The sequence below is a fragment of the uncultured Parolsenella sp. genome, assembly GCF_934660935.1.
Classification (GTDB): Bacteria; Actinomycetota; Coriobacteriia; order Coriobacteriales; family Atopobiaceae; genus Parolsenella.
In genome coordinates this window covers 43,670-57,479 of the sequence record NZ_CAKUIH010000004.1, presented here as the reverse complement: position 1 = coordinate 57,479, position 13,810 = coordinate 43,670, and the positions used below count along the sequence as shown (strand labels likewise).

Here is a 13,810-nt window from a genome sequence, read left to right as displayed (position 1 = left end):
CTTTTTTCAGGGAGGATGCCATGGAGATCAAGTCGATCATGTGTTGCTGCGGCGGAGGCGTGGGCAGCTCCTTCATGGTGCAGCTCAACGTGCAGAGCCTGCTCAAGAAGCACGGCATCGAGGGCGTGAGTGTCGACCACGTCTCCGTGTCCGAGATCTCCATGGTGCCGGTCGACCTCTATGTGGTGGGGAGCGACCTCGCGCCGTTCTTGAAGGACAAGCCCCGTGTCATCGAGCTGGACAACATCGTGTCCATGCCGGAGCTCGAGGAGAAGCTCCTCGCCGCCTTCGAGAAGGCACGGAACGAGTAGGGTGTCGAAACGCGAGAGAACGCGGAACGAATAGCGCGACGAGGCGCGAGGCAGCGCGTTAAAACATGAGGAGGGCCGACGTGGCGTCCGCGTCGGCCCTCCCTTTTATGTGGCGCTCTGTGTCGTTGCTGGCGCTGCCGTCGTCATCGTGCGTCGGCGGCGGTTCCGTCCACTAGTTCCCGCTTGAGACCATCGGAGCGATTGCCGCGGCGAGGCTTGAGATGGGCATCGTCTGGAGCCAGATGCGGCCTGGGCCGGTGAGCACGGTGTTGAACATGCCCTCGCCGCCGAGCAGGATGTTCTTGGCGCCCTTGACCATCTGGGCCTCGATGGAGACGCTCTCCTCGAAGCCAGCGACGTTGCCGGTGTCGACGACCATCTGCTGGCCTGCCGCGAGCTGGTACTCGACCAGGTCGCCGTCAATCTCCGCAAAGGCGATGCCGTTGCCGGTGAGCCTCTGCATGACGAAGCCTTCGCCGCCGAAGATGCCGGTCTTGGCGCTCTTGTTGAAGTGAACGCTGAGCTCGACGCCGCGCTCAGCGGCCAGGAACGCCCGCTTCTGGAGGATCCAACTCTGACCGGGGGCAATCTGGATCGGCATGATGCGGCCGGGGAAGCTCGAGCCAAAGGCAATCATTGCGTTGCCACGAGCAGTCCAGATGTTCTGGAACAAGCTCTCGCCGGAAACGGCCTTCGAGAACATCTTGCCGATGCCGCCGCCCGTGGTGCTCATCTCCATGTTGGGCGTCATCCATACCATGGAACCGCCCTCGGTGATCATGGACTCGCCGTCCGCGAGGGTGCACGTGACGACCGGGAAGGTCCCTCCGATGATGTTGTACTGCATAGCGAGCTCCTCTCTTCCCCTGGGGGAGTCGACCTGGATGTTAGGGTGTACGAGCGCCCTACCAGCTCTTTTATCGAGTCTTAGCAGTCGCGCCCGGAATCTGACTCAAGCATACGCGAGGGGTTCGAATTCGATGGACGGAATGTCGGCGCCATCGGCGGACGGTTGGCTCGTTCTGCGGGCGCCGGCTTCCTAGCGCGGGCGTCGGCCTCACGTTGGCGGACGGTTGGCTCGCCGCTCGGGTGCCGACCTCCTATTGGCGGGCACGTGACCTGTCGCGCAGGCGTTGCCTCGCTACAAGAAAAGGGCCCGCCGCCGGATGGCGACGAGCCCAAGTGTGCTCAGAATCTGCGAGTGGCCACTAGGCGCTCGGGCAGATCTTCTTGAAGAGGGCGACGACGTCGTCGTGGTTGGCCTCACGCGGGTTGCCCGGGAAGCAGGCGTCGGCCATGGCGTCGGTGGCGAGCTGGTCGATCTCGTCGGCCTTCATAGCCTCGCAGACGTGCGGGATGTTGACGTCGGCGGAGAGCTGCTTGACGGCGGCGATGGCGGCGTCGGCGGCCTCGTCATCGCTCATGCCCGTGGTGTCGACGCCCATGGCGACGGCGACCTCGGCCAGGCGCTTGGTCACGACGGGCTTGTTGAACTCCATCGCGATCGGGAGGAGCATGGCGCAGGCGACGCCGTGCGGGGTGTCATAGTGAGCGGAGAGGGTGTGCGCCATGGAGTGGTCGATGCCCAGGCCCACGTTGGAGAAGCCCATGCCGGCGACGTACTGGCCAAGGGCCATGCCCTCGCGGCCGCTGCCGGGCTTGCCGCTCTTGGCCTCGGCGACGGCGTCGCGGAGGTTCTGGGAGATGAGCTGGATGGCCTTGAAGTGGAACATGTCGGAGAGCTCCCAGGCACCCTTGGTGGTGTAGCCCTCGATGGCGTGGGTGAGGGCGTCCATGCCGGTGGCGGCGGTGAGGCCGGCGGGCATGGTGGCCATCATCTCAGGGTCGACGACGGCGACGTCGGGGATGTCGTTGACGTCGACGCAGACGAACTTGCGGACCTTCTCCGGGTCAGTGATGACGTAGTTGATTGTGACCTCGGCAGCGGTGCCGGCGGTGGTGGGAACGGCGATGGTGAAGGTGGCGTGCTTCTTGGTGTCAGCGACGCCCTCGAGGGAGACGACGTCGGCGAACTCGGGGTTCTCGACGATGATGCCGATGCCCTTGCAGGTGTCCATGGAGGAGCCGCCGCCGATGGCGATCATCATGTCAGCACCGGAAGCCTTGAAGGCCTCGACGCCGTTCTTGACGTTCTGGATGGTGGGGTTGGGCTTGATCTCGCTGTAGAGGGTCCAGGGGATGCCGGCGGCATCGAGCTCGTCGGTGACCTTGGCGGTGACGCCGAACTTCACGAGGTCGGGGTCGGAGCAAACGAAGGCCTTCTTGTAGCCGCGACGCTGAATCTCGCCGGGAATCTCCTTGATGGCGCCGGCGCCGTGATAGGAGATGTTGTTGAGGACGAAGCGATTGACTGCCATATTTACCCTCCTAGGGTGTTGGTGATCCGGAGCAAGCCCCCTTGCCGCGGATCAGCGCGCCCGGCCGTATGCCGTGCTTTTCAAGCAAAAAGGATACCCAGCGTCAAGCGCTTTTAGCGCATCAATTGGGTGAGCGGTAGAAAAATGGAACATCGTTCGTATTGACGAACACTCGTCTCGTGCGGCCGTGGCCGTCTTGTGCGAGAAGCGCGGCGAGCGGCGCTGGCTACCGCGTCCGATCGCCTAAAACGGTGCCTTCGTGACGCGATGGAGGCGGATCTCGTCGCAGACGGCGTCCGTGCGGTGGCAGAGCAGGTACTCGACCGCGTCCGCCATGTCGTCCGGCACGATCATCGGCGTGCCGACGAGGTCCGGGCGCGTGATGGCGACCATGTCCGTGAGGACTCCGCCAGGCGCGATGACGTGGACGCGGACACCGTCGTCGTACACCTCGTTCGCGAAGGACTTGGAGAGGCCGTACAGCGCGTGCTTGCTGGCGACGTAGGCACTCTGGTTGGGGTAGCCCTCATGGGCGACGACCGAGCAGATGTTCACGATCTCCGCCGCCTTCGAGGCGCGGAGGAGCGGGAGCGTTTCGCGCATGAGGATGAACGGCGCGCGGACGTTCGTCGCCATGACGGCGTCAAACTCGTCCGTGGCGACGCCCTCGAGCGGGCCTGCCTGGACGATGGCCGCGTTGTTCACGAGGATGTCGAGACCACCCTGTTCCTTGAGCGCTTCGACGAGGGCGAGGATGGAGGCCTCGTCCTTGAGGTCGCAGGCGCGGACGACGGCGTGGGTGTCGAAGCCTGCCTCAGCCGCGGCCTCGTCGCAGGCCTTCGCCGTCTCGACCAAGCGCGCCTCGGTGCGGCCCACGACCGTGACGATGCAGCCGAGCGCCGCCAGCCTCTTGGCAATCGCGGCGCCAATGCCCGTGCCCGCCCCCGTGACCAGCGCCCTCTCGCCCTCGATGCTCGTCCTCATACGATCCCCTTTCGCTTGAGTCCTGCGTGCTGTCGCGCGTGCTACCGCCCAAGATACAACTGTCTGGTCCTCGTCACGGCGCCGAGGCGGAACTCGCTGAGCCCGGACCCGTCTGTGCCCGTCGCGTCACTGCGACGGTCCCGTCTGAGCTCACCTCGTCGCTGAGCCCGGACCCGTCTGTGCTCAGCGCGCCGGGGCTCGCCCGCACGCGCTTCGCAATTGTGAAAAATCCGTTTCCCATCTGTCTTGAAAACGAGAAGTGCGAGTATCATATGCTCGTTAGTTAAGTTGTTAAGTAAGCGGGTATGACCGCTTTCGCAACGACAACGGACGCGACAGAGAGGTGTTTCGCATGGTCAAGGCATTGGTTGTCTGCCGTGCTGGCGTTGGCTCCAGCATGCTGCTCCAGACCAAGATCGAGCAGATCTGTGCCAAGCGCGGCTACAAGATTGAGGTCAACCACGGTAAGCTCGACGATCTCGTCGGCTTCGACGGTGACGTCATCGTTACGATGAGCGACCTCGCCTCGGAGATCGAGGGCAAGTTCCCGCACATCGTGAGCATCTTTGATATCACCAACGAAGAGGAGATTGGTCAGAAGATGGGTGAGTTCATCAACGCCTATGACGGCATGCCTTCCGCTGCCGACGACAAGGCCCGTGTCGATGTCTTCCTGGGCATCATGCAGGAGCAGGTCAAGGCCTTCATTGACAGCATTGACTACGACTCCATCACCGCTGCCAAGCGCCTGATCCAGGATGCCGAGGCCAAGGGTGGCCGTCTGCATGTCACCGGCATCGGCAAGCCCGGCCACGTCTCCGGCTATGCCGCCTCGCTCTTCTCCTCCACTGGCACCCCCACCTACGAGCTTCACGGCACCGAGTGCGTCCATGGCTCCGCTGGCCAGGTCATGCCGGGCGACGTCGTCATCGCCATCTCCAACTCGGGCAACACCTCCGAGCTCAAGGCCACCGTCACCTGCCTCAAGGGCAACGGCGTGAAGATCATCTCCCTCACCGGCAACCCCGACAGCTGGCTGGCCAAGGAGGGCGACGTCACCCTCATCGCCGGCGTGAAGGAGGAGGGCGACCCGATGAACAAGCCGCCCCGTGCCTCCATCATCGTCGAGATCCTCATGCTCCAGAGCCTGTCCATCCTGCTCCAGGAGGACTTCGGCCTCGACCCGAAGCAGTATGTGAAGTGGCACCCGGGCGGATCCCTCGGCGCTTCCATCCGCGAGGGCAAGTAGCTCGACATTTGGCTTTCGTGCCCGGTTGCGTAAGACGCGGCTCCGCGTGAGGGCCGGCGTTCGCTTCGTGACGGCACGGCGCAGTCGAAGAACGTAAGACGAGAGACCCGTGGCGCTAGGGCGGCGCTACGGGTCTCTTTTTCGCCCATCCGCCGACAGGTGTGGTTGTGCGGAGTTCGCCGGGATACACTTGAACATATGAGTAACGAGCGCCCGACAGTTTCGCTGTCGTGTGCCGAGAAAAAGGGGGAGCACGCAATGGACGACAAGATCGCTGTCACCGCGCAGCTTTGGAAGGACAACGTCACCGAGCCTGATCTCGCGGCCGAGCTCGACGAACTCATGGCAGATCCCGATCCCGAGAAGCTCTCGGATGCGTTCTATCGGAGCCTCGCCTTTGGCACCGCGGGCCTGCGCGGCACGCTGGGCGTTGGCACGAACCGCATGAACGTCTACACGGTGTCGCAGGCCAGCCAGGGCCTCGCCACGTACCTCAACGCCCACTATGAGAACCCCACCGTCGCCATCGCGCGCGATTCCCGCAACAAGGGCGAGGACTTCGTGAAGGCCGCCGCCGGCGTTCTCGCCGCCAACGGCATCAAGTCCTACGTCTATCCGCGCATCGAGCCGGTGCCGACGCTCTCCTTCGCCACGCGCGACCTCAAGTGCTCCGCGGGCATCTGCGTTACCGCCAGCCACAACCCGGCGCCGTACAACGGTTACAAGGTCTACGGCGAGGATGGTTGCCAGATCGCGAACGAGGCTGCTGACGAGATCCAGAACACCATCAACGAGACCGACATCTTCACCGGCGTGAAGCACATGGACTTCGACGAGGCCGTGGCCAAGGGCCTCGTGGAGTGGACTCCGGACGAGGTCCTCGACCGCTTCATCGACGCCGTCGCGTCCCAGTCCATCGGCGCCAAGCCCAATCCGGACTTCTCCGTTGTCTACACGCCGCTCAACGGCACGGGCATCGAGTGCATGAACAAGATCCTCGCGCGCGTTGGCATCACCAACGTCACTGTGGTTCCCGAGCAGGCCGAGCCGGATGGCAACTTCCCGACCTGCCCCTATCCCAACCCCGAGTTCCGCGAAGCGCTCGAGAAGGGTCTTGAGCTCTGCGATAAGGTCCACCCTGACCTCATGCTCGCGACTGACCCCGACGCGGACCGCATGGGCGTCGCCGTGCCGCACGACGGCGACTACAAGCTGCTCACGGGCAACGAGATGGGCATCCTTCTCATCGACTGGCTCGCACGCATGAAGGCCGAGGCGGGCGAGGACGTGAGCCGCAAGGTCGTCGTCACCACGATCGTCTCCACCGCCATGCCGGACGCCTTGGCCAAGCACTATGGCTTCGAGGTCCGTCGCGTGCTGACCGGCTTCAAGAACATCGGCGGCCAGATGGACCAGCTCGTCGAGGCCGGCGAGCCCGAGCGCTTCCTCATGGGCTTCGAGGAGAGCTATGGCTACCTCGTTGGCCTTCACGCTCGCGACAAGGACGCCATCGTGGCGAGCATGCTCACCTGCGAGATGGCCGCTTGGTACGCCGAGCGCGGTATGGACCTGTACGAGGCCATGGAGGCCCTCTACCAGGAGTATGGCTACTACCTGAACGGCGTCGTGAACGTGAGCTTCCCGGGTGCCGCAGGTGCGGATAAGATGGCCGCCATCATGAGCGGTCTGCGCGAGAACCCGCCCGCCGAGATTGCCGGCATGCCCGTCGAGGGCTTCGTTGACTACAAGGCCGACGTCGAGATGGCTGTTGCCGGTGGCGATGGTAGCTGCCCCAAGCAGCTGCTTCCCAAGAGCAACGTGCTCGAGTTCCAGCTGGGCGAGGGCGTCAAGGTTATCGTTCGCCCGTCTGGCACCGAGCCGAAGATTAAGGCCTACCTGTTCAGCAACGGTGCTACGCGCGAGGAGTCGCAGGCGCTTAACGACAAGCTCGCCGAGGTCGCGAAGACGCAGCTCCTGGCCTAGCCTGCGCAGACGCTGCCTTTCGTTCGCTCATTGAGCTAACTGTCAAGAAGGTGCGGGACGTCAACATGGCGTCCCGCGCCTTTTCGTTGTTTGGGCGCTTGAGGTCAGGTATTGGCGGCTCGAATGCTCCCGTTAGCGCTTCAATTGCTGCCTAGAAATAGGGGATAGCGACAGTGAGCAGCCAAACCAATCTCGCCGAAGTAGTCCCCCTATTACGCACATTGCTGACCTGTGGTTTTGCAAATCCGAAGGCGGGGTCTACTCGGACGAAGGCCAATTGGCTGCTCACAGTCGCTATCCCTAAATAAAATGACCGGTTTGAGAGGCCGAAAGAGAGCTATTTGAAGCGAGATTTGCCAATCGAGAGCCTCGGACGCCCAGAATGGAATGCCGTCGGGAGCCTTGGGCACTCGGATTCGCGTACTGGCGAGAGCCTCGGATACCCAGAATGGCGGGCGCTGGGTGCAAAGACCAGGTGCTTTTCTCCAGATTATGTGAACCGGCAAGCTACGGGTCTATCCTCTTGGATGAAAAACCGAGTGATGCGCATATTTGGGAGTGTGGCATGAAGGGTCTTATCGAGCAGTTCCTTAAGTTCGGCGTGGTGGGAGCCATCGCGTTCCTCATCGATTACGGCGTGCTCATGCTGCTCTCCCAGGTCATCGGCATGGATCCGGTCATTTCGGCGAGCATCTCGTTCGTCGTGTCCGTGGTGTTCAACTACGCGGCGAGCATGCACTATGTCTTCACACGCCGCGACGACATCAGCCGTCGCCGCGAGTTCACGATCTTCGTGATCCTCTCCGCGATTGGCCTTGTCATCAACGAGGTCATCATGGTGATCGGCGTGAACGTGCTGGGTAACTCCGCGCTGATGGTTACCGTCACCAAGCTCGTCGCGACGGCGATCGTCATGGTCTGGAACTTCGTCTCGCGCAAGAAGTGGCTCGACGCCGGCGACTCCGCGGAGTAGGGGCTGCCTGAGCCGGTCTTGGCCGAGCGTAAAGCGCAAGAAACAACGCGCCCGCCGAACATGTCTCTCATGGGAGAGCTGAGTTCGGCGGGCGCGCTTTTGTGTGTCGTGGCTGCTATTGGATTGCTTGGCGAGTGATACCTGGCGTGGCGGCTGCTGAGTGGCCCGGCGTCCGCCCTACTCCTCCTCGCCCTTCTCCCAGGTGCGCTCGGAGATGACGTAGCGGGGCCTGTGCTTGCTCTCGAGGTAGATCTTGCCGACGTACTCGCCGATCACGCCGAGCGACAGCATCTGGACGCCGCCCATGAAGCACACCGCGGCGGTGGTGGAGGCCCAGCCGGCGACGGTCGCGCCGGCGGCGTGGGCGACGAGCACCCACACGATGGCCACCAGGCTCGCGAGCGCCACGGCGAGGCCCGTCCACGTGATCAGGCGGATCGGCTTGACCGACAGGCTCGTGATGCCGTTGACGGCGAGCGCCAGCATCTTGGAGAGCGGGTAGTGCGACTCGCCCGCCATGCGCTCGTGGCGCTCGTAGTAGACGCTCGTGCTCCTGAAGCCCACGAGCGGCACCATGCCGCGCAGGAACAGGTTGACCTCGCGGAACTCGGCGAGCGCGTCGAGGGCGCGGGCGCCCAGGAGGCGGTAGTCGGCGTGGTTGTAGACGCACTCCACGCCCATCGAGGAGAGCAGGCGGTAGAAGGACTGCGCGGTGAAGCGCTTGAAGAACGTGTCCGTCTCGCGGCTCGAGCGCACGCCGTAGACGACGTCGCAGCCGTCGAGGTAGGCGTCGACCATGGCCTCCATCGTCGCGATGTCGTCCTGGCCGTCGCAGTCGATCGAGATGGTGGCGTCGCAGCGGCCGCGCGCCTCCATGAGGCCGCCGAGCAGGGCGTTCTGGTGGCCGCGGTTGCGGGAGAGCGAGCAGCCGCGGAACGCCGGGTCCGAGGCCGCAAGGCCCTCGATGAGCTCCCAGGTGCGGTCCCTCGAGCCGTCGTTGACGAGCAGGACGTGGCTCGCCGGGTCGACCTTGCCCTTGGCGACGAGGTCCTCGAGCTCGGCCTTGAACAGGCCGCTCGTGATCGGCAGGACCTCCTCCTCGTTGTAGCAGGGGATGACGATGGCTAGGACAGGCGGCTTGCGCATGGGTGCTCCATTGGTTGCGTGTTGTTGTGGGCGCGGGGTTCGTGCGTCCGACGGCTAATTGTACCCGTCGACGTCAATGTTCCATCTGCGGCCGGTAAGTCTCCAGTCAGAGAAGTCATTGGCGTCGCCGTCAACCTCGTACTCGAGGAAGCTCAGGTCATGTTTGCCGTCGTGGTTGTTCCAGAAGAAGTAGCGGGGGCGCGGGTCGTCGGAGACCATGAAGACGGGCGTGCTGCCCGCGAGGACAGATGAGTTTCCGCAGGCACCGTCCGTGTCGGTTTCGTCCCAGGCACCCACGGCCCACTCGAGCGTGGCCGGCAGGTCGACGTGACCGGTGGGGACCTCGCTGATGGCGAGCGGCTGCGAGGCGTCCGCGCCGGCGGGCTTCACGAGTAGGATCGGCGAGGTGGTCTTCGTGAGCTCTTCGTGTCCCCAGGGCCAGACGCCGTGGTCCGCAGTGATGACGATGGTGGTCTGGTCATACACGCCGAGCTCCTTGAGCTGCTCGATGTACTCCTCGACGATGTCGAGCGAGCCGCGACCCTGCGCGATCATGGACGCGTGGTCCTGCGTGGTCGTGACGGTGTTGCCGTTCTCGTCCATGGTGTAGGGCCAGTGGGTGCCCTGGCAGTGAATGACGCGGTAAGCGCCGCCGGCGGAGTCGTCGGTGGCGGTGAGGCAGGGCTCGGAGAGGAGCGCGTGCATGCCCTTGTCATCGAAGACGTAGGGCGTCTTATCTGCGGATTCGGTGTCAGAGGGTGCGATGGCCTCGTTGAGCTGGTCCGTCGTGAACCAGAGGAACGGCTTCAGAGCGTAGGGGAGATCGCGGTAGAGGCCGCATCCGCCAAGGGCCTTGGCGCAGCTCAGGAAGTTGGCGATGTAGGGCTCGACGGTGTGCACGTTCATCGTCTTGCTCGCGAGGGCGTTCGCGCCGTAGGACACGGAGTCCGAGTAGACGCCCACGGAATAGCCCTGCTCGGCTGCGACGTCGAGGAGATTGCGGTCCGAGAACCAGGACTCGAGGTCCGCCGTGGTGAACTCGTCCAGCGAGGGGTCGAAGTCATGGCCGGTGACGATGAAGGGAACGCCATAGCGCGTGGGGGTGACGGAACCGAGGGAGTTGCGGTACCAGGTGAATCCACCGAGGTCATCCGCGGCGTCCGGGTACTGCTCCATGACGTCGTCCATGTCCTTGGTGTCGAACATGTCGAGGACGAACACCACGACGTTGCTCTTGGTCGAGACGGTGGTGAGGCCCTCCTTGGTCACCGTTGGGCGAGTTAAGGCCTCGGCGTTCTGGAAGCCGAGGGCGCAGAGGGCGACGCTCTGGGTGATGACGATGACGAGGCAGCACGTCACGGCGGTGACGCGGCTTGCGAGGGGTCGCTTCCAGGCGAGGAGCGCCGCCGCCGCGAGAATGACGATCCAGGCGATGCTCGAGATCGTTGTCCTGCGGTGATAGGAGGCCCAGTCGACGGGCGAGCCGTCAGCCGTGGGAAGCGACTTATTGAGCACGAGTTCCTGGAGCAGGGCACAGAGGCAGATGGCTGCGACGATGGTGAGGACGACGTCGAATGCGCGGCCGCGGGTAAGCGAGGTGGCGAGCGCAAGCGCCGTGCCCGTCAGCGCCACGAGCGCGATGAGCGGCAGCCAGACGTTGGCCAGGGTGAACGAGAGAGACTGGAAGCCGGGGATGACCACCTCGAGGGGCGACACGAAGAAGAGGCAGTACGTAAGCGAGAGCGAAACGATGAGCGCGAGCATGAGGCGAGCGCGCCAGGAGAGGGTGGGCGCGGGGTGCTCGACGCGTGCGGAGAGCATGGCGCGGGCGCGTTCGTCAGCGGAGACGAGGGATGCCTGGTCCGAGCAGGCGTGCGCCTCGGCCTCGACGCACTTGCCCGTGTTCTCGTCGACGTGGAGGGCGCGCAGCAGCGCGCGGCGGGCGCGACGCCACACCACGCCGAGAACGGCGGAGAGTGCGACGGCGACGCCGGCGAGCGCCTGGATGGTGTAGGTCATGACACTCGGGTCGACATAGGCGAGCGCGGGGGTTGCGAGCGCGAGCCAGACGAGGGCGCATGCGGCGAACGCGAAGCAGGCGTCGAACACGGCGACGGTGGCGCGTCTCGAGGCGGGCATGCAGCGGGCGGGGGAGTGGCTCATGCGGGCTGCGTGAGAGGGGCTGAACTCCAAGTGAGGTCCAATCGGCGGAACGGCGACAAACAAACCTTAATGATAGCCATTGCCGCTACGTGGACCGCTTGGGATGGGTCCCGCGCCCCGTCTCGCCATCCCGGCTACGCAAAACCCATCGGGCGCTTGATCGGGTTTGCCAAGGCGTCCTCGGCGAGGGCCGCCTCGAGCGCCGCGTCGGTGAGCGTGTCTCCCGCGCCGAGGGTCGCCTGCTTGATGAGCCAGCGCTCGAACAGAGTCCTGGCGCTGCGAGCGTTGGCGTAGTCGTCTGAGCGGGTGAGGGCGCGGCAGGCGCCGGCGAGGCGCGGCAGCGCATCCGGCGCGACCTGCACGCCGCGCTGACGGGCGAAGACGTCGACGAGTATGTGCCCGAGGGCCTCGGCGTCGTAGTCATCGAAGTCGAGACGAAGGGAGAAGCGCGAGGTGAGGCCGGGGTTGATATCGAGGAAGCGAGACATCTGGGTGGGGTATCCCGCTGCCACCACCATGACATCGCCTCGCCCCGCCTCCATGAGCTCTACCAGGGCGTTGATGGCCTCAAGGCCAAACTCGGCAGTGTCTGCCAGCTTGTAGGCCTCGTCGATGAAGAGCGTGCCGCCGCGAGCGCGCTGCCATGCCGCGCGGACGAGGTTGGCCGTGTGGCCCACGTAGCGGGCCACGAGATCGTCGGCGCGCGCCTCGACGAACTCGCCGTCGAGCACCTTCTCGGCACGGCCGAACTCGTGCAGCTCGCGGGCGAAGGTGGTCTTGCCGGATCCGGGGTTGCCGAGCAGCATCGTGTGGAGGCAGATGGCGTCGCGGCCGTATGCCTTGGCGGCGCACATGCGCTCGACGACGCGGTGGACTTGGCTGTCCATGCCCGCAAGGCGCGAGAAGGGCTTGGAGAACGCCTCGTTTTCCGGCGTAATCTCTGACATCGAGATGGCACGGCATTCCTTTGCAAGCTCGAGCTCGCGCGCGATCTCGAGGGATGCCTTGTCCTTGACGTTGGGGTTAATGGGGCGCGCCTCGAGCGTGGCGCCCTTGAAGACCTCCTCCACCTCCTCGATGGTGGGGCAATCGCTGCCAAGGACGAGGCCCTTCTTCTTGCCCTGGCACTTGAAGGCGAGCGGGAGGGCGGCCTGTCCGCCCTCCACCTTCGCGTGGCCCACCACGAGCGGGCAGTTCTTCGAGGCGAGCAGGTTGAGGGCGTCGAGGACTGCCTCGAACTGCTCCTCCGTGAAGTTGAGCCTGCCGCCGTAGTAGGCCGCCATGCTAGTCCTCCTTTTCCATGAGGTTGTCGATGCTGTAGGGGTTGTTGACGTTCTCGCCGCGCTCGGCCGCCACGGCGACGTACTGGTTGATGACGGGGAGGAGGCGGCGCGCGGCCGCGATGTGGCGCTCTATGACGGACTTGAGCTCTTCGGCGCTGTCGTATTCGAGAGCGCTGGTGAGGAGGGTCTCGCCGTCGACCGGATCGGCGGAGAAGTCGAAGTTCTCTGGCATCTCCTGCACGGCGAAGAGCAGGTCGATGGCGCTGGTGCCGGGAACTACCTGTGGGAGGTTCATGACTACGTGGAGCTGGCCCTTCTTGTCGCCGTCGTCATAGGCGTTGACGGTGACGGGATAGGTCTCGCCATCGATCTCGATCAGGGTGCCCATGCTGTCGCCGTCGTAGGGGACGAAGGCATAGTCGCTGGAATTGAAGGCGAAGCCGAGGCGGTCGAAGTTGGGGTTCTCGCAGAGCATGGTGGTCCTTTCGTTTGGATGCTTGTGGGTGTTGCGCCGAGCTCGTGGCGTCGTGGCAGGTCTCGCGAACGATCTCGCGACTGGCTAGTCGCTTTCGCCGGAGAAGAGCTCCGACATGAAGGCGAACTTCATGCGGCGCTTCGTGTTCTCGAGCCAGACGTCGTGGACGCTCTTCTCGCCGTTGCGGATGTCGAGGGCGTCGCGCAGGGACGAGCACAGGGTGTGGTTCGTGACGGTGATGAGGCGATCCAGGTCGAGGTTGTCAGTGACGGCGTGATGGATGACGGAGGCGAAGGGCTCGCCGGGCATGGCGCGCCTGAAGCCGCGAATCTTGTAGTTTGCCTGGCGGAGCATCTGGAAGACGCGAAGAGCGGCGACGTTCTCCTCGTTGACGCCGATGGGCACGCTCGCCTCGACCTCGACCATACCGTCCACGAGGGAGACGGTCGTGGTCACGGGCTTGCCGAGGTGGTTCTCGTGGGCGGCCCAACGGTTCTCTCCTACCGGGTAGAAGGTGAACTCCTCGTTCTCAGAGAGGACGTTGCGAATCCAGGCCACGGGGTCTTCCGTGGGGCTGATGCCAGGGTTGGATGCCGGACGCTCGTCGTTGTCGTTGCTGGTGCCAAAGAGCTCGTCGATCTTGCCGAAGTCCATGTGTTGTCCCTTCTCTCGGGTGGGCGGCCATCTGTTGGGCTGGCTGCCCGGTTGGATGGGCTTGTCAGCCCGCTGGGCTGGCTGCCCGCTTGGATGGGCCTCCGTCCTGCTGGGCCGGCTGCCCGCTTGCTGACAAACACAATGACCGAGACGACAGCGGCCCCCGGGGGTATGCCGGGGGCCGCTTCAGGGATTGATTGGGGATTCGGTT

Annotated in this window: 12 protein-coding genes; 4 read left to right on the top strand and 8 right to left on the bottom strand. The window is 64.4% G+C overall.

Features of this window, described 5'->3' with window-relative positions; all coding sequences use genetic code 11:
* The first annotated feature begins 20 nt into the window (after positions 1-20).
* Positions 21-311: a PTS sugar transporter subunit IIB gene (locus Q0H23_RS02945; protein ID WP_293835524.1), complete on the top strand. Its 291-nt coding sequence runs from the start codon at positions 21-23 to the stop codon at positions 309-311.
* Between the two features lie 172 nt (positions 312-483).
* Here the strand turns inward: Q0H23_RS02945 and Q0H23_RS02940 are convergent, their stop codons facing one another.
* The 3 genes from Q0H23_RS02940 to Q0H23_RS02930 all read right to left on the bottom strand — a co-directional run bounded on the left by Q0H23_RS02940 (position 484) and on the right by Q0H23_RS02930 (position 3,673).
* On the bottom strand, positions 484-1,158 hold the full coding sequence (locus tag Q0H23_RS02940; RefSeq protein ID WP_293814249.1) for a TIGR00266 family protein: 675 nt from the start codon (positions 1,156-1,158) through the stop codon (positions 484-486).
* 361 nt (positions 1,159-1,519) lie between these two features.
* A complete protein-coding gene (fucO, locus tag Q0H23_RS02935; protein WP_293835521.1) occupies positions 1,520-2,689 on the bottom strand; it encodes a lactaldehyde reductase in 1,170 nt (389 codons plus the stop codon).
* Positions 2,690-2,932: 243 nt separating this feature from the next.
* Positions 2,933-3,673: an SDR family oxidoreductase gene (locus Q0H23_RS02930; RefSeq protein ID WP_293835519.1), complete on the bottom strand. Its 741-nt coding sequence runs from the start codon at positions 3,671-3,673 to the stop codon at positions 2,933-2,935.
* 352 nt (positions 3,674-4,025) lie between these two features.
* On the opposite strand from Q0H23_RS02930, the gene Q0H23_RS02925 reads away from it, so the two are divergent.
* From Q0H23_RS02925 to Q0H23_RS02915, 3 genes are all read left to right on the top strand, one after another.
* Positions 4,026-4,922 (top strand): SIS domain-containing protein, encoded by an 897-nt coding sequence (locus Q0H23_RS02925; protein ID WP_293835515.1) that lies wholly within the window; start codon positions 4,026-4,028, stop codon positions 4,920-4,922.
* A gap of 258 nt (positions 4,923-5,180) precedes the next feature.
* Complete coding sequence (locus Q0H23_RS02920; protein WP_293835512.1) at positions 5,181-6,905, top strand: phospho-sugar mutase; 1,725 nt, start codon at positions 5,181-5,183, stop codon at positions 6,903-6,905.
* 565 nt (positions 6,906-7,470) lie between these two features.
* Positions 7,471-7,878 carry a GtrA family protein gene (locus Q0H23_RS02915; RefSeq protein WP_293835510.1) on the top strand — a complete coding sequence of 136 codons (408 nt, stop codon included), beginning with the start codon at positions 7,471-7,473 and terminating at the stop codon, positions 7,876-7,878.
* A 177-nt stretch (positions 7,879-8,055) separates the two neighbouring features.
* On the opposite strand, the gene Q0H23_RS02910 is transcribed toward Q0H23_RS02915, so the two are convergent.
* From Q0H23_RS02910 to Q0H23_RS02890, 5 genes are all read right to left on the bottom strand, one after another.
* A complete protein-coding gene (locus Q0H23_RS02910) occupies positions 8,056-9,024 on the bottom strand; it encodes a glycosyltransferase family 2 protein (protein ID WP_293835507.1) in 969 nt (322 codons plus the stop codon).
* 54 nt (positions 9,025-9,078) lie between these two features.
* Complete coding sequence (locus Q0H23_RS02905) at positions 9,079-11,187, bottom strand: hypothetical protein (RefSeq protein ID WP_293835505.1); 2,109 nt, start codon at positions 11,185-11,187, stop codon at positions 9,079-9,081.
* A gap of 134 nt (positions 11,188-11,321) precedes the next feature.
* Entirely contained in the window at positions 11,322-12,470 is a 1,149-nt protein-coding gene (locus Q0H23_RS02900) for an AAA family ATPase (RefSeq protein WP_293835503.1), read from the bottom strand.
* Between the two features lies 1 nt (position 12,471).
* Complete coding sequence (locus tag Q0H23_RS02895; protein WP_293835500.1) at positions 12,472-12,945, bottom strand: hypothetical protein; 474 nt, start codon at positions 12,943-12,945, stop codon at positions 12,472-12,474.
* A gap of 84 nt (positions 12,946-13,029) precedes the next feature.
* The gene (locus Q0H23_RS02890; protein WP_293835497.1) at positions 13,030-13,599 is read right to left on the bottom strand and encodes a hypothetical protein; all 570 of its coding nucleotides are present in this window, start codon (positions 13,597-13,599) and stop codon (positions 13,030-13,032) included.
* Between the last annotated feature and the right edge of the window lie 211 nt (positions 13,600-13,810).